18 protein-coding genes are annotated in these 20,054 nt (G+C 71.1%); 12 read left to right on the top strand and 6 right to left on the bottom strand.

What is annotated here, in order from left to right; translation table 11 throughout:
• Positions 1 to 13: 13 nt before the first annotated feature.
• Positions 14 to 1,225, bottom strand: a complete 1,212-nt coding sequence (locus F4558_RS07160; protein WP_053656580.1) for an acyl-CoA dehydrogenase family protein — start codon at positions 1,223 to 1,225, stop codon at positions 14 to 16.
• Positions 1,226 to 1,406: 181 nt separating this feature from the next.
• Between F4558_RS07160 and F4558_RS07165 the strand changes: the two genes are divergently transcribed.
• Both F4558_RS07165 and F4558_RS31220 read left to right on the top strand, forming a co-directional pair.
• Entirely contained in the window at positions 1,407 to 2,570 is a 1,164-nt protein-coding gene (locus F4558_RS07165) for an acetyl-CoA C-acyltransferase (RefSeq protein WP_167943573.1), read from the top strand.
• Between the two features lie 4 nt (positions 2,571 to 2,574).
• Positions 2,575 to 5,340, top strand: a complete 2,766-nt coding sequence (locus F4558_RS31220; protein ID WP_209273213.1) for an AMP-binding protein — start codon at positions 2,575 to 2,577, stop codon at positions 5,338 to 5,340.
• A gap of 2 nt (positions 5,341 to 5,342) precedes the next feature.
• Here the strand turns inward: F4558_RS31220 and F4558_RS07180 are convergent, their stop codons facing one another.
• Entirely contained in the window at positions 5,343 to 5,990 is a 648-nt protein-coding gene (locus F4558_RS07180; protein WP_167943574.1) for a TetR/AcrR family transcriptional regulator, read from the bottom strand.
• A 206-nt stretch (positions 5,991 to 6,196) separates the two neighbouring features.
• On the opposite strand from F4558_RS07180, the gene F4558_RS07185 reads away from it, so the two are divergent.
• The 10 genes from F4558_RS07185 to F4558_RS07230 all read left to right on the top strand — a co-directional run bounded on the left by F4558_RS07185 (position 6,197) and on the right by F4558_RS07230 (position 15,875).
• Positions 6,197 to 7,138 carry an ABC transporter permease gene (locus F4558_RS07185; protein ID WP_167943575.1) on the top strand — a complete coding sequence of 314 codons (942 nt, stop codon included), beginning with the start codon at positions 6,197 to 6,199 and terminating at the stop codon, positions 7,136 to 7,138.
• On the top strand, positions 7,135 to 8,388 hold the full coding sequence (locus tag F4558_RS07190; protein ID WP_167943576.1) for a CaiB/BaiF CoA transferase family protein: 1,254 nt from the start codon (positions 7,135 to 7,137) through the stop codon (positions 8,386 to 8,388). Before F4558_RS07185 ends, F4558_RS07190 begins: the two co-directional genes overlap by 4 nt.
• Complete coding sequence (locus F4558_RS07195; protein ID WP_167943577.1) at positions 8,385 to 9,272, top strand: ABC transporter permease; 888 nt, start codon at positions 8,385 to 8,387, stop codon at positions 9,270 to 9,272. Before F4558_RS07190 ends, F4558_RS07195 begins: the two co-directional genes overlap by 4 nt.
• Before the next feature lie 55 nt (positions 9,273 to 9,327).
• Entirely contained in the window at positions 9,328 to 10,863 is a 1,536-nt protein-coding gene (locus F4558_RS07200) for an ABC transporter substrate-binding protein (RefSeq protein WP_167943578.1), read from the top strand.
• Entirely contained in the window at positions 10,860 to 11,864 is a 1,005-nt protein-coding gene (locus F4558_RS07205) for an ABC transporter ATP-binding protein (RefSeq protein ID WP_053656593.1), read from the top strand. The genes F4558_RS07200 and F4558_RS07205 overlap by 4 nt, the downstream gene beginning before the upstream one ends.
• A complete protein-coding gene (locus tag F4558_RS07210) occupies positions 11,861 to 12,619 on the top strand; it encodes an ABC transporter ATP-binding protein (protein ID WP_053656594.1) in 759 nt (252 codons plus the stop codon). Before F4558_RS07205 ends, F4558_RS07210 begins: the two co-directional genes overlap by 4 nt.
• Positions 12,620 to 12,622: 3 nt before the next feature.
• Positions 12,623 to 13,222 (top strand): nitroreductase family protein, encoded by a 600-nt coding sequence (locus F4558_RS07215; RefSeq protein ID WP_053656596.1) that lies wholly within the window; start codon positions 12,623 to 12,625, stop codon positions 13,220 to 13,222.
• Positions 13,219 to 14,295, top strand: a complete 1,077-nt coding sequence (locus tag F4558_RS07220; protein WP_209273214.1) for an acyl-CoA dehydrogenase family protein — start codon at positions 13,219 to 13,221, stop codon at positions 14,293 to 14,295. Before F4558_RS07215 ends, F4558_RS07220 begins: the two co-directional genes overlap by 4 nt.
• Positions 14,292 to 15,008, top strand: coding sequence for a tyrosine-protein phosphatase (locus F4558_RS07225; protein WP_053656600.1), 717 nt, complete (start codon positions 14,292 to 14,294; stop codon positions 15,006 to 15,008). Before F4558_RS07220 ends, F4558_RS07225 begins: the two co-directional genes overlap by 4 nt.
• A 168-nt stretch (positions 15,009 to 15,176) precedes the next feature.
• Positions 15,177 to 15,875 carry a TetR/AcrR family transcriptional regulator gene (locus F4558_RS07230; protein ID WP_231640078.1) on the top strand — a complete coding sequence of 233 codons (699 nt, stop codon included), beginning with the start codon at positions 15,177 to 15,179 and terminating at the stop codon, positions 15,873 to 15,875.
• Here F4558_RS07230 and F4558_RS07235 read toward each other — a convergent pair.
• Genes F4558_RS07235 through F4558_RS07250 form a run of 4 tightly spaced genes read right to left on the bottom strand, consistent with a single transcriptional unit; the run spans position 15,861 to position 20,025 of the window.
• Complete coding sequence (locus F4558_RS07235; RefSeq protein WP_446685549.1) at positions 15,861 to 16,994, bottom strand: acyl-CoA dehydrogenase family protein; 1,134 nt, start codon at positions 16,992 to 16,994, stop codon at positions 15,861 to 15,863. The genes F4558_RS07230 and F4558_RS07235 overlap by 15 nt on opposite strands.
• Positions 16,995 to 17,024: 30 nt before the next feature.
• Positions 17,025 to 18,053: an LLM class F420-dependent oxidoreductase gene (locus tag F4558_RS07240; protein ID WP_167943580.1), complete on the bottom strand. Its 1,029-nt coding sequence runs from the start codon at positions 18,051 to 18,053 to the stop codon at positions 17,025 to 17,027.
• Positions 18,053 to 19,210, bottom strand: a complete 1,158-nt coding sequence (locus tag F4558_RS07245) for a CaiB/BaiF CoA transferase family protein (protein ID WP_167943581.1) — start codon at positions 19,208 to 19,210, stop codon at positions 18,053 to 18,055. The genes F4558_RS07240 and F4558_RS07245 overlap by 1 nt, the downstream gene beginning before the upstream one ends.
• Positions 19,207 to 20,025, bottom strand: a complete 819-nt coding sequence (locus tag F4558_RS07250) for an enoyl-CoA hydratase-related protein (RefSeq protein ID WP_167943583.1) — start codon at positions 20,023 to 20,025, stop codon at positions 19,207 to 19,209. Before F4558_RS07250 ends, F4558_RS07245 begins: the two co-directional genes overlap by 4 nt.
• Between the last annotated feature and the right edge of the window lie 29 nt (positions 20,026 to 20,054).

A 20,054-nucleotide genomic window follows, 5' to 3' on the forward strand; every position in this document is an offset into this window, starting at 1 on the left:
GCCATCGTTCCGGTCAGGCTGATGTCTGAGCGTTCAGCTCCGCACGGGCGATCGAGCGCCGGTGCACCTCGTCCGGGCCGTCGGCGAAGCGCAGCGTGCGCTGGTGGGCGTACATGCTGGGCAGTGGGGTGTCCGGTCCGAGGCCGGCGGCGCCGAACGCCTGGATGGCGTGGTCGAGCACGCGGAGCGCGACGTTGGGGGCGATGACCTTGATCCCGGAGATCTGGGTCCGGGCGGCCTTGTTGCCCTGGGTGTCCATCAGCCAGGCGGTGTAGAGCGTGTAGAGCCGCGCCTGGTCGATCTCGATCCGCGCGTCGGCGATCCAGCGCTGGATCTGACCCTGCTCGGACAGCGGGCCGCCGAACGCCACGCGGGACGTCACCCGCTGGCAGAGCAGCTCCAGGGCGCGCTCGGCCGCCCCGAGGGACCGCATGCAGTGGTGGATCCGGCCCGGTCCGAGCCGCGCCTGGGCGATCGCGAAGCCGCCGCCCTCCTCGCCCAGCAGGTTCGTCACCGGCACCCGGACGTTCTCGAACGTGATCTCGCAGTGCCCCTCCTGGTCCTGGTAGCCCATGACGGTGAGGCTGCGGACGAGCGTGACGCCCGGGGTGTCCAGCGGCACGAGGACCATGCTCTGCTGCCGGTAGGTGGGGCCGTCGGGGTCGGTCTTGCCCATCACGATGGCGATCTTGCACCGGGCGTCGCCGGCACCGGAGATCCACCACTTGTGGCCGTTGATGACGTACTCGTCGCCGTCGCGGACGATCGAGCACTGGATGTTGCGGGCGTCGGAGCTGGCCACCGCCGGCTCGGTCATCGCGAAGCAGGAACGGATCTCGCCTTCCAGCAGGGGCTGGAGCCACTGCTTCTGCTGCTCCTCGGTGCCGAACATGGTGAGCAGTTCCATGTTCCCGGTGTCCGGGGCGGAGCAGTTCAGCGCCTGGGAGGCGATGTGCGAGCGGCCCAGGATCTCGGCAAGCGGCGCGTAGTCGAGGTTGGACAGGCCCTCGGTCCACTGGGTCTTGTGCGGCAGGAACAGGTTCCAGAGGCCACGGGCGCGTGCCTCGCGCTTGAGCTCCTCCATCACCGGAGGAAAGAAGTGCGGGTCACCGCTGTCGGCGAGTTGCTGCCGATAGACCGGCTCGGCCGGGTAGACGCACTCGTCCATGAACGTCAGCAGGGTTTCGCGCAGGGCGGCGGAGGTGGGCGAGTAGGCGAAGTCCACGGAGAGCTCCAAGCGTCGTCGATCGGACCGGGGTCGGAAGCGGAGGTGAGTCCGGGTCTCCGACGATCCGGATGGTTGCGTCGGCCCGGTACCGGTGCTCAAATTAGAGCCGACGTCGACGTCGGCGTCAAGAAATCGGACAGGTCCGTTGGTGGACCTTTTCGCGACGAATGGAGACGACGTGGCGCCAGCCCGCGAAGCAGTCATCGTGGCCACCGCACGGACGCCGATCGGTCGTGCGCACAAGGGGTCGCTCCGCCAGGCGCGGCCCGACGATCTGGCCGGATTCGCCATCGCGCAGGCCCTGGGAAAGGTCCCCGCTGTCACCCCTGACCAGATCGGCGACGTGATCGTCGGTACCGCGAATCCGGCGGGGGAGCAGGGCCTGAACGTCGGACGGCTGGCCGCGCTGCTGGCCGGGCTGCCCGACACCGTCACCGGGACCACAGTCAGCCGGGGATGCGCCTCCTCGCTCGACGCGATCCGGATCGCGGCGAACGCCATCGTGGCCGGCGAGGGCGACGTGTACGTCGCGGGCGGCGTCGAGAGCGTCTCCCGGACCTCAAGCGCACACATCGACGACGCCGCCATGAACCCGCGGTTCGGCACCGACCCCCTGCCGGACGCCTACATCACCATGGGGCGCACGGCCGAGAACGTGGCCGACCAGTTCGACATCTCCCGCGCCCGGATGGACGAGTACGCCAAGCTCTCCCAGGACCGAGCCGTCGCCGCCCGGGACCGTGGTTTCTTCGCCCGGGAGATCAGCCCGTACCGGCTGGACGACGGCACGCTCGTGGAACAGGACGACTGCCCGCGCGCCAACGTCGACCTCGACGTGCTGGCCGGGCTTCCCACCCCGTTCAAGGTCGACGGACGGGTCACACCCGGCAACTCCTGCCCACTCAACGACGGCGCGGCCGCGGTCGTCGTGATGTCCGCCGAGCGCGCCCGCGACCTGGGGATCCAACCCCTGGCGCGGATCCTGGGCTGCGCCACCACCGGCCTGGCACCGGAGATCATGGGGGTCGGGCCGATCGAGGCGGTACGCCGGCTGCTCGACCGCACCGGGCTGGCCATCAGAGACGTCGACGTGCTGGAACTCAACGAGGCGTTCGCGGCGCAGGTGCTGGCGGTCGTGGACGCCCTGAAGATCTCGGTGGAGGACCAGCTCAACCCGCACGGCGGCGGGATCGCCCTCGGTCACCCCTTCGGCATGACCGGCGCCCGGATCATGACGACGCTGCTCAACGGGCTGGAGGCCACCGGCGGTACGGTCGGCGTCGAGACCATGTGCGTCGGCGGTGGGCAGGGGATGGCCATGGCTGTCGAGCGGATGGCGTGACGCGATGACGTACCCCACGGCGCACGCGCTCCGGTGGCCGGACCGGCCGGCGGTGGTGATCGCCGAGACCGGCGAAACCCTCACCTACGGTCAGCTGGACGACGCCTCCCGCCGACTGGCGCGGGCGATGTGGAACGCCGGCCTGCGCCCCGGAGACCACGTCGCACTGATGATGGCCAACCACCTGAGCTTCCTGGAGGTGTACTGGGCGGCCATGCGGTCCGGGCTGGTCCTCACCCCGATCGGCACCTCGCTGACCGCCGACGAGGCGGCCTGGATCGTCGACAGTTGCGGGGCCAGAGCCCTTGTGGTGGACGCGGCGGCACCCGCTGCGGGCGCCCTCGCCGCCGTACCCGCAATGGCGTTGAGGCTTGCCGTCGGTGGCCCGCTGGCGGGCTTCGACGACTACGCCGAGACGCTCGCGGCGTCGTCGGCCGAGCCGCTGGAGCACGAGCCGCTGGGCGTCGCGATGGTCTACAGCTCCGGCAGCACCGGGCGGCCCAAGGGGGTACGCCGCGAGTTGTCCGGCCGCACCGTGCAGGAGGGACACCCGCATTTCCTGCGCTGGCTCAGGGAGCTGTGGAAGTTCACCGACGACTCGGTGTTCCTGACTCCGGCCCCGCTGTACCACGCCGCGCCCCTGTCGTTCTCCAGCACCGTCACGGCGGCCGGCGGCACCGTCGTGCTGATGCGCAGGTTCGACGCGGACGCGGCGCTCACGGCGATCGAGCGGTACGGCATCACCCACGCGCTGATGGTGCCCACGATGTTCGTCCGGCTGCTGCGGCTGCCCGCCGAGCGGCGTAAGGCCGCTGTGCTCGACTCGCTGTCCGTCGTGATCCACGGTGCCGGACCGTGCGCCGTCGACGTCAAACGCCAGATGATCGACTGGCTGGGGCCGATCCTGCTGGAGTACTACGCCGGCAGCGAGGACAACGGCACCACATTCATCGATTCGCAGGAGTGGCTGACGCACCCGGGGTCGGTGGGCCGCGCCATCGCCGGCTGCCGCGTGCACATCTGCGGCCCCGAGGGGGACGAGCTGCCGGCCGGGCAGGACGGCCTTGTGTACTTCGAGGCCGAGGGCGGTCGGTCCGACTTCGAGTACGTCGGTGGGGCCGACAGCTCGGCGGCCCGCCACCCGATACGCCCGGACTGGTCCACGCTCGGCGATATCGGCCACCTCGACGACGAGGGCTACCTCTACCTCACCGACCGACGGGACTATCTGATCATCTCGGGGGGCGTCAACATCTCGCCCCAGGAGATCGAGAACGCGGTGATCGGCTACGAGCCGGTGGTCGACGTCGCCGTGTTCGGCGTTCCGGACGAGGAACTCGGCGAGCAGGTCGTGGCGGTCATCCAGCCCGTCGACCCGGCCGCCGACCGGGACGAGCTCGTGGCCGGGCTGCTCGCGTACCTGGCCGGTCGGCTGGCCCGGCACAAGATTCCGCGGTCGGTGTTCGTGGTGGAGGCCCTGCCGCGACTGCCCACCGGCAAGCTCGCCAAGAACCGCCTGCGGGAGCGGTACCTGCCGGCCCGCACCCTGGACACGACCGCCGGGCCGCAGGAGTTCCGGGCCTCCGTACGCGCGCTGTTGGAAAGGGAACTTCCGCCCGGCTGGAGCGGGCTCGGGGCGCTCGGGGAGGACGAACTGCACAAGTGGATAGCGCGCTGGCGAGCGGTGCTGGCCCGGCACCGCCTGCTCGCCCCCGGCTGGCCGGTCGAGCACGGCGGGCTCGGTCTCGCCCCGGACCAGCAGGTGGTGCTCCAGGAGGAGTTCGCAAGGGCCGGAGTGCCAAGCGGCAGCGGCAACGACCCGTTCGGCATCGACATGCTGGGCAACACCCTGCTCGCCCTCGGTACGCCCGAACAGCAGGCCCACTACCTGCCCCGGATCCTCGACGGCACCGACGTGTGGTGCCAGGGCTTCTCCGAGCCGGGTGCCGGATCCGACCTGGCAGCGGTGCAGACCCGTGCGGTGCTCGGCGCCGACGGGCGCTGGCGGCTCACCGGGCAGAAGATCTGGACGTCGAACGCGCACCTGGCGTCCTGGATCTTCGTGCTGGCCCGTACCGGCACCCGCGCCGAACGGCACCGTGGCCTGACCTTCCTGCTCGTGCCGCTGGACCAGCCGGGCGTCGAGGTACGCCCGATCCGGCAGCTCTCCGGCGCCTCCCACTTCAACGAGGTGTTCTTCACCGACGCGGTGGCCGCCGACGTGGTGGGCGCCGTCGGCGAGGGCTGGGCGGTCGCCATGGCGCTGCTCGGCCACGAGCGTGGGCAGTCCGCCACGACCCAGGCGATCCGGTACCGCGCGGAGTGGGAGCGGCTGGTCCGTACCGCCCGGGAGCACGGCATGCTGGAGCGGGCCTGGGTACGCGACGGCCTTGCCGCCGCGTACGTCCGGATCGAGGTGATGGACGCGCTCGGCCGGCGGCTGGCCGGCGGCGGCCTCACCGGTGCCGACGCGGCGGGGGACGCCGCCCTGTTCAAGTTGCAGTGGAGCGCGCACCACCAGGCGGTGACCGAGCTGGCCCTGGAGATCCTCGGGCCGGAGGCCACCACGCCGACCGGGCGTGTGCTGGAGCTGGGCTACGGCGGCCCGGACGCGGCCGGCGCGCCGATCAGCTCGGCCTCCTGGGTCGACATCTTCTACAACGCGCGACCCGGAACCATCTACGCCGGCACCACCCAGGTGCTGCGCAACGTGGTGGCCGAGCGCCTACTCGGGATGCCGAAGGAGGTGCGACCGGCAGGCCCCGGCTGAGGTCAGTCCTTCTTGAGCCCGATCGCGTTGGCCCACAGGCGGGTCAGGCCGTCGACGGCGGCGTCGAGGTCGAACTCGTAGTCGGGGCCGGCGTCGGCGCCCATCCACAGGTACGCGAAGCGGCTGAGCATCGAGGTGAGGGCCACGGCGCTCAGGTGCGGGTCGAGGTCCGGGTCGGCGAAGCCGTCGGCCTGGAGCCTGCGGATCGAGCGTTCGGTCCGGCTCATGGTCTGCTGCGCCCGGGACTCACGGATCTTGTGGATGTCGTCGTTGAACGTGGACACCTGCTCGATGATCGCCATGATCCGGCTGTGCCGGCGGTAGGACTCCAGGTAGCGGCGGTTGGCGGCCTCGATCCGTTGGTACGGGGTGAGGTCGGCCGACCCGCCGCGCTGGCCGTCGAACATCTCGGCCTGGATCTGCTCCGCGACGACCCGGAAGATCTCCTCTTTGGAGGAGAAGTACGTGTAGAACGAGCCGTGCGCGAGGCCGACCTCCTTCGCGATGTCGGTGATCCGGGCATCGATGAACCCGTCCCGCTCGAAGACCCGGTGGGCGCCCTCCACCAGCTTGGCGCGACGCTCGAGATAGCGCTTCGACTGCGTCGCCGCGCCGTCCGGACGCGCCGGCGTGGTGGTCCTGTTTGTCACTCGTCGCCCCATTCGATCTCGTGTCGCCCGGTCGGTCGCTGTCGACCGGCCGTGTGAACCGAATCATAGAAAATCCTGGACACCGGGTAGTGCCTCGTCTTACCGTCCTGTGCAGCGAATCTGACCCCGACGTCAGAGTCAACCCTAACTCCCCTGCTGGACGCGCGTCGCGGGTCTCCCAGGATTAACGCGAGAGAGGTGACGGGATGCGTGCCTTCCTGATTCGCAGACTGGCCACCTTCGTGCCCACGCTGCTGCTGATCACCCTGATGGTGTTCGGGCTGCAACAGATCGTGCCGGGCGGCCCCGCCGAGGCGATCGCCGGCGCGGGATCGACCCAGGAGTCGATCGACGAGATCAACAGGCAGCTCGGGCTGGACCGCCCGCTGATCGAGCAGTACACCTCCTGGATCGGCAACCTGGTACGCGGCGATCTCGGCACGTCGTACTTCAGCCGGGAGCCGGTGGACACGCTGCTCGCCCGCCGGCTCGAACCGACAGTGCTGATCGTGGTGTCGGCCCTTGTGCTGGCCCTGGTGATCGGCGGCGGGGCCGGACTGTGGGCGGCGGCCCGCCGTCGCCACCTGGACGGCCGCTCGGTGCTCGCGGTGTCCGGCATCGGCCTGGCCGTTCCGGACTTCTGGCTGGCGACGATCGCGGCCGGCTTCATCGGCCTCGACCTGGCACTGTTGCCGGCTGTCGGCTACACGCCGCTCGCCGACGACTGGGTGCAGACGATCCGCTCGATCATCCTCCCCGTCCTGGTGCTCTCCTTCGCCACCGGCGCGCTCGTCTGCCGGCACGTACGCAGCGCCGTCGGTCAGGCGCTGGACAGCCCGCACATCCGGACGGCCTGGGCCATGGGCCTCACGCCCCGGCAGGTGTACCTCGGCGACGCGCTGCGCTCGGCGGCACCCGCCGTGGTGACCCTGTTGCCGCTGCTCGTGGCCACACTTGTGGGCGCCTCCGTGGTCGTCGAGAACGTGTTCGCGATCCCCGGCCTGGGCGGTCTCATCGTGCAGTCGGTGGACAACCGGGACTACGCGACGTTGCAGGGCACTGTGCTGCTGATGGCGCTGCTGGTGCTCATCCTCAACTTTGTCGCCGACCTCGTGCTCGCCCGGCTCGATCGGCGGGTGGCGGCATGAGCACGGCAGCCGGTGGTGGCGGCGGCGTGAGCACGGCAGCCGGTGGTGGCAGCGGCGTGAGCGCGGCAGCCGGTGCGTTGGCCGGCATCCGGGTGATCGAGCTCGGCCACGCGATCGCCGGCCCGCACTGCGCGCAGATGCTCGCCGACCACGGCGCGGACGTCGTCAAGGTCGAGCCGCCGGTGGGGGAGATGTCCCGCGACGCCCTGCCCGTCGTGGACGGTGTGAGCGTCTACTTCGCCTCGCACAACCGCGGCAAGCGCAGCGTCTGCCTGGACCTCAAGACCCCACACGGTCTGGAGCTGCTGCTCCGGCTGTGCGACACCGCGGACGTCGTGCTCACCAACTACGGCGCCGACGTGCCGCAGCGACTGGGCTGGTCCTACGACGTGCTCCGGGCCCGCAATCCGCGGCTGGTGATGGTGCACGTCACAGGCTTCGGCTCCGGAGCGTCCGACGCGCCCCGGGCCGCGTACGACGGCGTCATCCAGGCGATGAGCGGGATCGCCGACCTCACCGGGCAACCCGGCGGAGAGCCGACGTTCGTCGGCGCCTTCGTGGCCGACCACGTGGCCGCGTACCACGCGACGATCGCCGTGCTCATGGCGCTGCGCGAGCGCGAGATCACTGGCGTCGGAACGTCCGTCGACGTGAGCATGCTCGACTCGTACACCGCCATGCTGGCCCACGAGGTCGGCCTGGCGGCCGCCGGCGTCCCCCGTGGACGCTGGGGCAACCAGGTCCAGACCGCCTTCGCGAACGTCTTTGCGGCGCGGGACGGGCAGGTCTTCCTGGCACCCTTGGGCGACGCCGCCTGGCAGCGGTTCTGGGCGGTGCTGGGCGGCACCGACGTCAGCTACGACGAGTCCACCGGAGAGGCGCGGGAGCGCCTGGAACAGGTGGTCGGCGACTGGACCTCCAGCCGCACCGTCGCGGAGGTGCTCGGCGCGATGCACGCCGCGGGCGTGGCGGCGGGACCGATGCGCCCGGTCGGGGAGGCCGTCGCGGCGATGGCCGGAACGGGCATGGTGCTGACGGTGGACGGCCCCGACGGCCGCCCGGTGCGGGTGCCCGGCCGGCCGGTGCGCGTGGGCCTCACCGACCGCCCGGGCGCGCTCACCGTGCCGCGGACCGGCGAACACACGGCGGAAATCCTCACCGAACTCGGGCTCGCCCCGCACCAGCAGCAGGACCCGGCCGAGCGCGGGCCGGCCGCCCCGGTAGCGCGATCGCAGGAGGAAGACCGATGACCACGTCGATGGACCCCCGCACCGCGGCCACGCCGCTGCGCGTCCGTGTCGGGCTGGGCGCCCGACGGCCACGGTCGGCAAGCGGCCCGCGCGCGGTCGCCTTCTGGATCGGTTCCGCGGTCGTCGTGCTGGTGCTGCTGGCCGGTCTGCTCGCGCCCTGGCTGGCGCCGTACGACCCGCTGGCCATCGACCCGGCCGACCCGTACGCCGGGCCGTCCGCCGCGCACTGGCTCGGCACCGACGCGAACGGCCGCGACGTGCTGTCCCGACTGATGCACGGTTCGGCCTCCAGCTTCCGCGGAATCGCCATCACCGTCGGTGTGGCCGGCGTGTTCGGCAGCCTGTGGGGCCTCGTCGCCGGCTATATCGGCGGGCCCGTCGACGAGGTGTTGATGCGCCTCGCCGACGCCGTGATCTCCTTCCCGGGCATCGTGCTGGCCATCGCGATCACCGGCGCGCTCGGCCCGAGCCTGCTCACCGCGATGCTCTCCGTCGGTGTCGTCTTCGCCCCGATCGTCGCCCGGCTGCTGCGCGCCCAGGTGCTGGCGCTGCGGCAGGCGGAGTTCGTGCTTGTGGCCCGCTCGCTCGGCGTACGCGGCTGGCGGATCGCGTTGCGGCACGTGCTGCCCAATGCCATGGGACCTGTCGTCGTCCAGCTCTGCGGCCTGGCCAGCACCGCGCTGATCATCGAGGCCGCGCTCGGATTCCTCGGCCTGGGCGTGCAACCGCCGGCACCCAGCTGGGGCCCGGACTTGGCCCGCGCCTACGCCGACTTCTACGTCAACCCGTTGCTCACCGTCGCCCCCGGCCTGCTGATCACCGCAACCGCGTTCGCGATCAGCCAGGTCGGTGACGGCCTGCGCGACCGCCTACGGATCGGATGAGCCGTCCCGTCATCCGCTCCTTTCTTCTCACCAATTCCCTCGATGAGGAGCAGCAATGTCCACCTTCGGCCCACGCCGCCTACCCACCACCGCCCTCGCCGTCAGCATCCTCGTTCTCGCGACCGGCTCCGCCTGCGGATCCGGCGACTCCGGAACCGACTCGACAGCCGCCGCACCCCTGAAGATCGGCACGGTGAACTTCCCGACCTCGCTGGACCCGACAGTGAGTTCCTCGGGGTACGACTACCCGCACCTCAACCTGGTCTACGACCGCCTCCTGGTCGGCGATCCCAAGACCGGTGAGCTCGGCCCCGGTCTGGCCACCTCGTGGAAGGTCGCCGACGACGGCTCCTCGATCACCCTGGAACTGCGCGAGGGCGTCAAGTTCTCCGACGGTACGACGATGGACGCCGCCGCCGTGAAGGCCAGCATGGACCGGTTCAAGGCGTCCGCGAACGGCCAGGACATCGCCAGTGTCTCCGCGATCACCGCCGAGGGCGCCAACACCGTGGTGCTCACGATGAGCAAGCCGGACTCCTCGATCCCGACGGCGTTGAGTGACCGGGCCGGGATGATCGTCTCGCCGGCCGCTGTCGAGAAGGGGGGCAAGGACTTCGCCGCCCGTCCGGTCGGCACCGGGAAGTACACGCTGGAGAGCCTGCAGACCGGGGCTGCCGTCAACTACAAGCGCAACGACGCGTACTGGGGTGACAAGGGCAAGGCGCCCACCCTCAACTGGCAGGTGTTCAAGGACCCGCAGGCCATGGTGACGGCGTTCCAGAGCAACGTCGTCGATGTGGCGATCTCGGTGCCGCCGCTGAGTGTCGAGAAGCTCAAGACGGTGCCGGGCAAGCAGGTGGTGGTCGGTCCCGCGTACTCCGAGACCATGATCAACTTTAACGCGAAGCTGGCGCCCACCGACAAGGTGGAGATCCGGCAGGCCATCAACTACGCGCTAGACCGCGAGGTCATCCGTAAGGCGGCAAGCGGTGACGCCGCCGAGGTGACCTGGACGGCGCTGCCGCCGACGCACCCGTACCACGACGCGTCGATCACACCCACCTACGCGTACGACGAGGCGAAGGCCAAGGCGCTCGTCGCCCAGGCCACCGGTGGCAAGCGGGTCGCCATGAAGTGCCTGACCTTCCCGGGCCTCAACTACGAGACCAGCGGCCCGATCATCATCGACTCGCTGAAGAAGATCGGCATCGACGTCACCATCCAGTCCGAGACCGCCGCCGCGGCCACCGAGGCGTTCTGGGCCAAGAGTCAGGCGCCCTGCTTCCTGTCCGGCTGGACCGGCCACGCCGACCCGGCGATCACCTACGGCCGGTTGCTCAACCCGGACTCCTTCTACAACGCCGGCAAGACCGACTTCGGCACCGCGCAACTGCAGGACAAGCTGCTGACCACGTACGACTTCGCGCCGCGCAAGGCGGCGGCCACCGACCTCGCCAAGAAGGTGGCCGAGGTCGCGCCGTTCGCGCCGCTGTTCACCGTACCGATGATCGTCGGTCTGTCCGACCAGGTCGACGGCTACGAGCCGAACGCCAGCGGCCGGCCGGACATGTCGACGGTGGCCCGGAAGTGACAAGCGCGGAGCAGGCGGCCCTGGAGATCCGCGACCTGGGAATCAGGTTCGCGGGGAGCCCCGAGCCCGCGGTGCGGAACGTCTCGTTCACTGTCGGACGCGGTGAGGTCCTCGGCGTGGCGGGGGAGTCCGGCAGCGGCAAATCCTCTATCGCCCTCGCCGCGCTGGGACTGCTGCCGCCGGACGCCGAGGTGACCGGAAGCATCCGCCTCGGCGACCAGGAGCTGGTCGGGCTCCGGGGCCGCCGGCTCCGCGCGATTCGCGGTCGGAGGATCGCTATGATCTTCCAGGAGAGCGTTTCGGCGCTGCATCCGATGCGCCGGGTGGGTGACCAGATCGTCCGGGTGATCCGGGCGCACCTGCCCGGCAGTCGGGCCGAGGCCGGTGCGCGCGCGGTGGCGGCGCTGCACGACGTCCGGCTCGACCCTGATCGGGTCATGGGCAGCTACCCGCACCAGCTCTCCGGCGGCATGTGCCAGCGAGTGATGATCGCGATGGCGCTCAGCTGCGAGGCCGACGTGGTCCTCGCCGACGAGCCCACCACGGCGCTTGACGTCTCGTTGCAGAAGGACATCCTCGTCCTGCTGCGGGAACTGGTCGCCTCGCGCGGCCTGAGTGCCGTGTTCATCAGCCACGACCTGGGTGTTCTCGGCGACGTGAGCGACCGGGTGATGGTGCTCTACCGCGGCGAGGTGAAGGAGGTCGGTGCGGTGGACGCGATGCTGAGCCGGCCGCAGCACCCCTATTCGCAGGCGCTGCTGGACTGCGTGCCGCGGCTCGGGGGCGACCGGCTGCGGACCTTCCCGGAGATCGCCGCCGACCAGGCGGGCGGTTGGACCGGCGGTGGGTGCAACTACGCGGCCCGCTGCCCCCGTGCCGCCGACGACTGTCGGGAGCATCCCGACCTGCGGGTTGTCCAGGAGAGCCTGGTGCGCTGCCGGCATCCGCTGGGTGAGGCGGCTCCCGCCGGCAGTGCCGGCCGAACGGAGGTGCTGCGGTGAGCGACGTCCTGCGGGTGTCGAAGGTGTCGAAGGACTACGGCTCCCGCGGCCGCGTCCACCGCGTGCTCTCCGACGTCAGCCTGGAGCTGGCGCGCGGCGAGGTGCTCGGCGTCGTCGGTGAGTCCGGCTCGGGCAAGTCGACGCTGGGCCGAATCGTCGCCGGCTTCCTGCCGCCGAGCGGAGGCAGCGTCGAGCACCTCGCCGGCGGGCCACGGTCGGTGCAGATGATCGTCCAGGAGTCGGCCGGGGCGTTGAACCCCCGGCTGCCGGTCTGGCGTTCGATGGCCGAGGTCACGGCCGTCAACCGGCGGCTGACCCGCCGGTTCCGTGAGCCGTCGATGGAGTACGTCCGGTACGTCGGGCTCAGCGACGCCGACGCCGACCGTCGTCCGACGCAACTGTCCGGCGGTCAGCGCCAGCGCGTCTCGATCGCCCGGGCGCTCGCCGCCAAGCCCGCCGTGCTGGTCTGCGACGAGGCGGTGTCCTCGCTCGACGTCTCGGTACGCGCCACGGTCCTCAACCTGCTCAACCGGGTCCGCGTGGACTTCGGCATCGCGATGATCTTCATCTCGCACGACATCGCCGTCGTGAGCCATCTGGCCGACCGGGTACTGGTGCTGAGCAACGGAAAGGTGATGGAACACGGGCCGACCGAGCAGGTGCTCACCCGACCCGAGTCGGACTACACCCGCGCCCTGATCGCGGCGACCCCCAGCCTGGAACGTCGCCTGATGCATTCCGCCGAAGGAGCCTGAGCAATGGACGTCTTCGAGGCGATCCGGACGACGCGCGCGATGCGGCGGCTGGATCCCACGGTGCCGGTCACCGACGAACAACTGTGGACCATCCTGGGCGCGGCCCACTGCGCGCCCTCCGGCGGCAACGCGCAGTGGCTGCGCTGGGTGGTGGTCACCGACGCCGAACGACGCGCCCGACTCGGCGAGATTTACCGGGCCTGCTGGGCGCCGGTCCGCCGGCGCTACGACGACCGCGTGCCCACCGACCCGGAGGCGGCCGAGAAGCAGGCCCGGATGCTGCGGTCGGCGGACCACCTGGCCGAGCACATGGGTGAGGCGCCGGTCCTCATCGTTCCGGTGACGACCGTGGACGAGCCGTCGTCGGTGTTCCCGGCGGTGCAGAACCTCATGCTGGCGGCGCGGGCGCTGGGCCTGGGCACGACGCTGACCACCACGCACCGGCACGCCGCCGACGAGGTGCGGGAGGTGCTCGGCCTGCCACCGGACGCGATCACCTGGGCGCTGATCCCGGTCGGCGTCCCGACTGGCCGCTGGGGCGAGGCCCGCAGACGTCCGCTGGAGTCGGTCGTCTACTGGGACACCTGGGAGGCGACCCGGTGAGCGACGACCAAGCCGACTTCCGCCAGTCGCTGCGCGGCTTCCTGGCGAAGGCGTCACCGGAATCCGAGGTACGGCGGCTCATGGAGGCCCCGGCCGGCTTCGATCCCGCAGTCTGGCAACGGATGGCGGTCGAGCTGGGGCTGCCCGGCGTGGCCATCCCCGAGGCGTACGGCGGGCAGGGCTTCGGGGGAGCGGAGCTGCGGCTCGTGGTCGAGGAACTCGGCCGGGTCCTCTACGGCGGCCCGTACTTCGCTACCGTGGCCCTCGGGGCCGAGCTGCTGCTGCGGCTCGACGACGAGCAGGCACGCGCCGACGTGTTGCCCCGGATCGCCGACGGGTCCGTGCGGACTGCCGTCTCGCTGCGGGGCGACCTGCGTGCGCGGGCCGGCGAGGACGGGACCTGGGTGGTCGACGGCACAGCGACGCACGTCGTCGACGCCGAGGCGGCGACGCTCCTGCTCGTGGTCGCCGAAACCGTGGACGGTGTCGACGTCCTGGCGGTGGACCCGGCCGAGGAGGGGGTGACAGTGCAGCCGTCGCCAGTGCTGGACCCGACCCGCCGCCAGGCGGTGGTGCGCTTCGGGTCAGCCCCGGCACGGCGGCTCGGACGACCCGGCCAGGCCGCGGCGGTGGTGGCCCGCGTGCGGGACCAGGCGATGGTCGCGCTCGCCGCGGAGCAGACCGGCGGCGCGGCCCGCGCGCTGGAGTTGATGGTCGAGCACGCGCTGACCCGGGAGCAGTTCGGCCGCCCGGTGGGCGGCTTCCAGGCGATCAAGCACCTGTGTGCCGAACGTCTGCTCGACGTGGAGTCGATGCGGTCGCTCGTCCACGCGGTCGACGACACCCTCGACGACGACGCCTTCGCGGTCCAGGCCCGGACCGTGCGGTCGTTCTGCTCCGAGGCGTACTTCCGGGTCACCGCCACGGCTGTCCAGGTGCACGGCGGCATCGGTTTCACCTGGGAGCATCCGATCGGCCTCTACTTCAAGCGGGCCAAGAGCAGCGAGCTGCTGTTCGACGGGCCGGCGACGCAGCGGGAGGAACTCATCGACCACCTGCTCGCCGCCCGATGAGCGTCCACGCGCCGCTGAACTTCCGGGACCTCGGTGGCCTGCCGACCGTGGACGGCGGGCGGGTGCGCCCCGGCGCGGTGTACCGCAGCGCCACCCCCGTGTTCCTCGACCCGGACGAGGCGGAGACCTTCCGCGAGGTGACAGGCATCCGGGTCCGTGTCGACCTGCGGGGCCGCCGGGAGATCGCCGAGACCAGCGAACGGGACCGGCTCACAGGCGGTCTGCGGATCATGCACCTGCCGTTCGGCCGATCGACCCTGCGACCGGTGCATCCGGACCCCGGTGTGCGCCTGGCCGAGCACTACGCCGACATGCTCGTCGTGTCCGCCGCGACGATCACCACGGCGGTGCGGCACGCTGTGGACGCCCGCGAGAACCCTCTTCTCGTGCACTGCACAGCGGGCAAGGACCGCACCGGCGTTGTCGTCGCCGTGCTGCTCGCCGCGCTCGGCGTCCCCGCGCGCAACGTGGTCGAGGACTACGCGCGGACCCGTGAGCACCTGGTGGCGATCTGGAACCAGGCGCGGCTCCTGCCGGAGTGGGAGAAGCGGATCGCGAGCCTGCCCGAGGAGGCGCACACCGCGGAACCAGCCAGCATGGAGCATTTCCTGACGCTTGTGCAGGAGCGTCACGGCGGCGTCGCCGCCTGGCTGGCGTCGCAGGGCTTCGGCGCCGACGACCTCGACGCCCTGCGGGCCGCCCTGGTGGAGTAGTGGCCGGGCCGTAGCGGGCGTCCGACACCAGCGGTCCCACCGCGTCGCCATCACCGTCTCGGAACTTCGGGTCCCTGATTGCTACCGTGATGCAAGGCGCGCGTCAACGTATCTCACGAGAGGGCAACGATGGCCCGGACCGTTTCCGCGAACGCAGCAATCCCCGGTATGTCCGAGGCGGCCCACGACCGGCCTGTAGCGGCACCGCCGGGGGCCGCGCCCCGCTCGGAGTCGCTGCTGGAACGCGCCTTCACCGAGGCGCTCGAGCCCTCCGAGGACAACGACGAGACCACCACGCGGCTTCTCGACGCCGCCTACGAGCAGTTCCGCCGCATGGGCGTCCGTCGGTCCACAATGGAAGATGTGGCGCGGCGGGCCGGCGTCTCCCGGATCACCGCGTACCGCCGGTTCGCCACGAAGGACCGGCTGGTGGAGCAGGTGGTCCGCCGGGAGTTCCGGCGCTACTTCGACCAGTTCCTCGTCGATATCCAGCGGGCCGCGACCGTCGGCGACCGGGTGGTGCTGGGCTTCGTCAGCGCCTTGCAGGCCATCCGCAGCAACCCGCTGATCGGGGGGCTGATGGACGCCGAACCGGACATGCTCGTCCCTTCGATGATCAGCGACGGCGGGCGGACGTTGGCCACTGTGCAGCGGTTCGTCGCCGGCCAGCTCCGTCGCGAACAGCGCGCCGGCACCATCTCCGACGCGGTGGACGTCGAGGTCGTCGCCGAGCTGATGACCCGGCTGTCCTGCTCCTTCCTGCTCATCCCCAGCCACGTCATCGACCTCGATGACACCGAAGAGCTGCGCGCCGTGGCCCGGCGGTTCCTCGTACCGATGCTGGAGCACGGTTCACAGGCCGAGTGACCGGCCGATCACCTCCTTCATGATCTCCGTGGTGCCGCCGTAGATGGTCTGCACGCGAGCGTCCAGGTACGCCCGGGCCACCGGGTATTCGCGCATGTAGCCGTAACCGCCGTGCAACTGGAGGCAGCGGTCGACGGTGCGGTGCTGTAGCTCGGTGCACCACCACTTCGCCATCGCCGCCGTCTCCGCCGTGAGATCCGGCGCGACAAGGCACTGGTCGATGAAGACCCGGCCGAGGCGCAGTTCGGTGGCGAGTTCGGCAAGCAGGAACCGGTTGTGCTGGAAGCTGCCGATGGGGCGGCCGAATGCCTGGCGTTCCTTGCAGTACGCGAGGGTCTGCTCGAACACCGTCTCGGCGCCGGCGAGCGCCGCCACGGCGATCGACAGCCGTTCGAAGGGGAGGTTGCGCATCAGGTAGCCGAAGCCCTTGCCCTCCTCGCCGAGGAGATTTGCCGCAGGCACCCGTACGTCGGCGAAGAACAGCTCGGCGGTGTCCTGCGCCTTCTGCCCGATCTTGTCGAGGTTGCGGCCCCGCTCGAAGCCGGCCATGCCCCGTTCGACCACCAGCAGGCTGATGCCCCGGTGCCCCGCTGCCGGGTCGGTGCGGGCCACGACGATGACCAGGTCGGCCAGGATGCCGTTGCTGATGAAGGTCTTCTGACCGTTGAGGACGTAGCAGTCTCCGTCGCGTACGGCGGTGGTCGTGATGCCCTGGAGGTCGCTGCCCGCGCCGGGTTCGGACATGGCGATCGCGGTGATGATGTCCCCGGAGCAGAAGCCCGGCAACCAGCGCTGCTTCTGCTCGTCGTTTGTCAGGTCGGTGAGGTACGGCCCGATGATGTCGTTGTGCAGGCCGAACGCCGGGCCACTCGCGCCCGCCCGGGCAAGTTCCTCGGTCAGGACGGCGCTGAACAGCCGGTCCGTCACGCCGCCTCCGCCGTACCGTTCGTCGACGGAGAAGCCCAGCAGGCCTGTCGCGCCGGCGGCCCGCCACAGGCCGCGGTCGACGATGCCGTCGGCCTCCCAGCGGTCGTGGTGCGGTGCGATCTCCTTGTCGATGAAGGCGCGCACCAGTTCGGCGAACGCGAGGTGGTCGGCGGTGAGGATGGGACGGTTCACCATTGGTGTCAGCTCCTTGCCGCACGGGCCCTACCGGGCCATGTCCTTCACTGTGGCGATCAGACGCCGCGGGTCGGGTCCCAGCGGTGTGACGTTGAGGATCGTGACTCCGGCGTCGCGGTAGGCCTGGACGCGATCCCGTACGTAGCTCTCCGGCCCGATCAGGCTGGTGCGCTCCAGCAGCTCGGCCGGGACGGCGGCGGCGGCCTCCGTCTTGCGCCCCGCCAGGTACAGCTCCTGGATACGGTCGGCGTCGTCGGCGTACCCGTAGCGGCACAGCAGGTCGTGGTAGAAGTTGCGACCCTTTGCGCCCATACCGCCGACGTACAGGGCGATCAGCGGTCGGGCGAGGTCGCGCAGGCCTGTCACGTCGGCGCCGATGGCCAGTGGACCACCTGCCACGACCTCCAGCGGCGGGAGATCGGCGGATCGCTTGCGCTGCCCGGCGGCCAACGCCGCGCCCCAGATGTCGGCCGCGCGCTCCGGGTCGTAGAGGAACGGGAGCCACCCGTCGGCCACTTCGGCGGTCATCCGTACGTTCTTGTCGCCCAGGCTCGCCACGTAGATCGGTATGCGGTCGCGGACCGGACGGGTGAGGATCTTCAGCGGCTTGCCGAGGCCGGTGCCTTCCTCGGCGGGCAGCGGCAGCCGGTAGATGCCCTCGTTGACAAGCGTCTCGCGTCGCCACACCTGCCGGCAGATCCGGATCACCTCGCGCGTGCGGTTGAGCGGCCGGTCGTAGGCGACGCCGTGCCATCCCTCGATCACCTGCGGCCCGGACGCGCCCAGGCCGAGGATGGCACGACCACCCGATACCGCGTCCAGCCCCGCCGCGGTCTGGGCCAGCAGCGCCGGGGTACGGGAGTAGATGGGCAGGATGGCCGAGCCGATCTGCAACCGTGTGGTCTTCGCGGCGAGGTAGCCCATGATGGTCGGCGCGTCGAACCCGTAGGCCTCCGACACCCAGACCACGTCGAGGCCATCCTGCTCCCAGGTGGCCACGGCGTCCGCCCCGCTTCTGGGGTCCGTGGCGTAGGCCAGGGGTGTCGCGATACGCATCAGTGGTCTCCTTGTCTCTGGCTGACGGCGCCGTTGTCGAGCCACCGCGGCAGGTCGGCGCCGAGGCCCCAGTCGGTGAGGGCTGTCGCGGTGTCCGCGCCCGGCTCCGGCGGGCTGCCGCCGATCGCCCCGGGTGTCCGCGACAGGCGGGGTGCCACAGCGGGCTGGCGAATGCCGAAGTGCTCCTCGAACGTCGCGCGTGCCACCAGGTGCGGATGGTGCTGCGTCTCGGCGAGCGACAGCACCGGCGCCACGCAGGCGTCGCCACCCTCGAAGAGTTCGGTCCACTCGGCACGGGTACGGCCCGCGAAGACCTCCGCGAAGCGCGCGCGCAGCACCGGCCATCCGGTGACGTCGTGCTGGGCCGGCAGGTCCGCGTCGGCCAGCCCGAGCCCTCGCAGCAGCTCGGCGTAGAACTGGGGTTCCAGTGCACCGACCGCCATGTGCCCGTCGTCGGCTGTCGCGTAGACGTCGTAGAACGGTGCGCCCCCGTCGAGCAGGTTGCGGCCGCGCTCGGGTTGCCAGGCGCCGTCGGCGAGCAGTCCGGCGAACAGCGTGGTGAGGTGGGCAGTGCCGTCGACGATCGCGGCGTCGACGACCTGCCCGCGGCCGGTGCTGCGGGCCGTGTGCAGCGCGGCCAGGCAGCCGACGACGAGGTACAGCGCGCCGCCACCGAAGTCGCCGACGAGGTTGAGCGGGATCTGCGGCGGCCCACCGGAGCGGCCGATCGGGTGCAGAGCCCCGGCGACGGCGATGTAGCCGATGTCGTGGCCGGCGGCGTGGGCCAGCGGCCCGTGCTGCCCCCATCCGGTCATCCGTCCGTAGACGAGGCTGGGGTTGCGCTCCAGCGCGGCCTGCGGGCCGACGCCGAGTCGTTCGGCCACCCCGGGACGCCAGCCCTCGATGACGATCGCGGCCCGGTCGGCCAGTCCGAGGACCACCTCGGCCCCGTCGGGATGCTTCAGGTCCACGACGACCGAGCGCTTGCCACGGTTGAGCAGGTCGCGCTTCGGGTCGCCGGCCGGCAGCGCGCCCGGCCCCGGTCGGTCGACCCGGACGACGTCGGCGCCGAGGTCGGCCAGCAGCATCGCGGCGAACGGGCCGGGGCCGATCCCGGCGAGTTCCAGGACCCGGACCCCGGCCAGTGGCCCGCTCACGCGCCGGCCCGGGGCGCGAAGCGGGGCGTACGCCTCTGGACCTGGCTGGCCAGGGCCTCACCGAAGTCGGCACCGCCCAGGGAGGCGGCCATGAGTCGACCGGCGTCGGCGGCCGCCTCGGCGATCCCGGACTCCAGGCCCGCGAACACCTGCCGCCGGATCACCGCCATGGAGGCCGGCGAGCAGTGTGCGGCAAGGTCGGCGGCGTAGGCTTGCGCCTCGGCCAGCACCTCGTCGCGGGGGAGTACGCGTTGCACGAGTCCGATCCGGAGCGCCTCCGCCGCGTCGATCTTGCGACCGGAAATCAGTAGGTCCAGCGCGTTGCCGACGCCGACCAGCCGGGGGAGCAGCCAGGCGCTGCCGTACTCGGCGATGAGACCGAGCCGGCTGAAGGCCGTGGCCAGGCGCGCCTGCGTCGCCATGAACCGCACATCGGCGTACAGGGCGTGGACCAGCCCGAGGCCGGCGGCGCCGCCGTTGACCGCCGCGACGATAGGCGTTCCCAGCGTGATCGGCAGATGTGGCTCGAAGCCGAACTCTTTGGTCAGTTGGTCGCGGTGACGCTCGTCGAGCAGCGCCTGCAGCGCCCCCGGATCGGCGCCCGCGCAGAACCAGTCGCCGGCACCTGTCACCACGATGGCCCGCACCTCAGGATCGCCGTCGGCTGCCAGCAGCGCCGCGTAGTAGTCGCGGAACATGTCGAGCGTCATCGTGTTCCGCTCAGCGGGCCGGTCGAACCAGATCGTGCGTACGCCGGCGTGGGTCGCGGCCCGCAGACCACAACCGGCCGGCTCGGCCTCAAGCACGGAGAACATCGGCGCGTCCCTTGTGATATCTGATATTT

This window comes from Micromonospora profundi (assembly GCF_011927785.1).
GTDB lineage: Bacteria > Actinomycetota > Actinomycetes > Mycobacteriales > Micromonosporaceae > Micromonospora > Micromonospora profundi.

Bases quoted from the DNA above. Each gene is read 5' to 3' on its own strand.
- F4558_RS31220 (WP_209273213.1), top strand. From the start codon at position 2,575: ATGACGTACCCCACGGCGCACGCGCTCCGGTGGCCGGACCGGCCGGCG.
- F4558_RS07185 (WP_167943575.1), top strand. From the start codon at position 6,197: ATGCGTGCCTTCCTGATTCGCAGACTGGCCACCTTCGTGCCCACGCTG.
- F4558_RS07190 (WP_167943576.1), top strand. From the start codon at position 7,135: ATGAGCACGGCAGCCGGTGGTGGCGGCGGCGTGAGCACGGCAGCCGGT.
- F4558_RS07195 (WP_167943577.1), top strand. From the start codon at position 8,385: ATGACCACGTCGATGGACCCCCGCACCGCGGCCACGCCGCTGCGCGTC.
- F4558_RS07200 (WP_167943578.1), top strand. From the start codon at position 9,328: ATGTCCACCTTCGGCCCACGCCGCCTACCCACCACCGCCCTCGCCGTC.
- F4558_RS07215 (WP_053656596.1), top strand. From the start codon at position 12,623: ATGGACGTCTTCGAGGCGATCCGGACGACGCGCGCGATGCGGCGGCTG.
- F4558_RS07225 (WP_053656600.1), top strand. From the start codon at position 14,292: ATGAGCGTCCACGCGCCGCTGAACTTCCGGGACCTCGGTGGCCTGCCG.
- F4558_RS07230 (WP_231640078.1), top strand. From the start codon at position 15,177: ATGTCCGAGGCGGCCCACGACCGGCCTGTAGCGGCACCGCCGGGGGCC.
- F4558_RS07240 (WP_167943580.1), bottom strand. From the start codon at position 18,053: ATGCGTATCGCGACACCCCTGGCCTACGCCACGGACCCCAGAAGCGGG.
- F4558_RS07250 (WP_167943583.1), bottom strand. From the start codon at position 20,025: ATGTTCTCCGTGCTTGAGGCCGAGCCGGCCGGTTGTGGTCTGCGGGCC.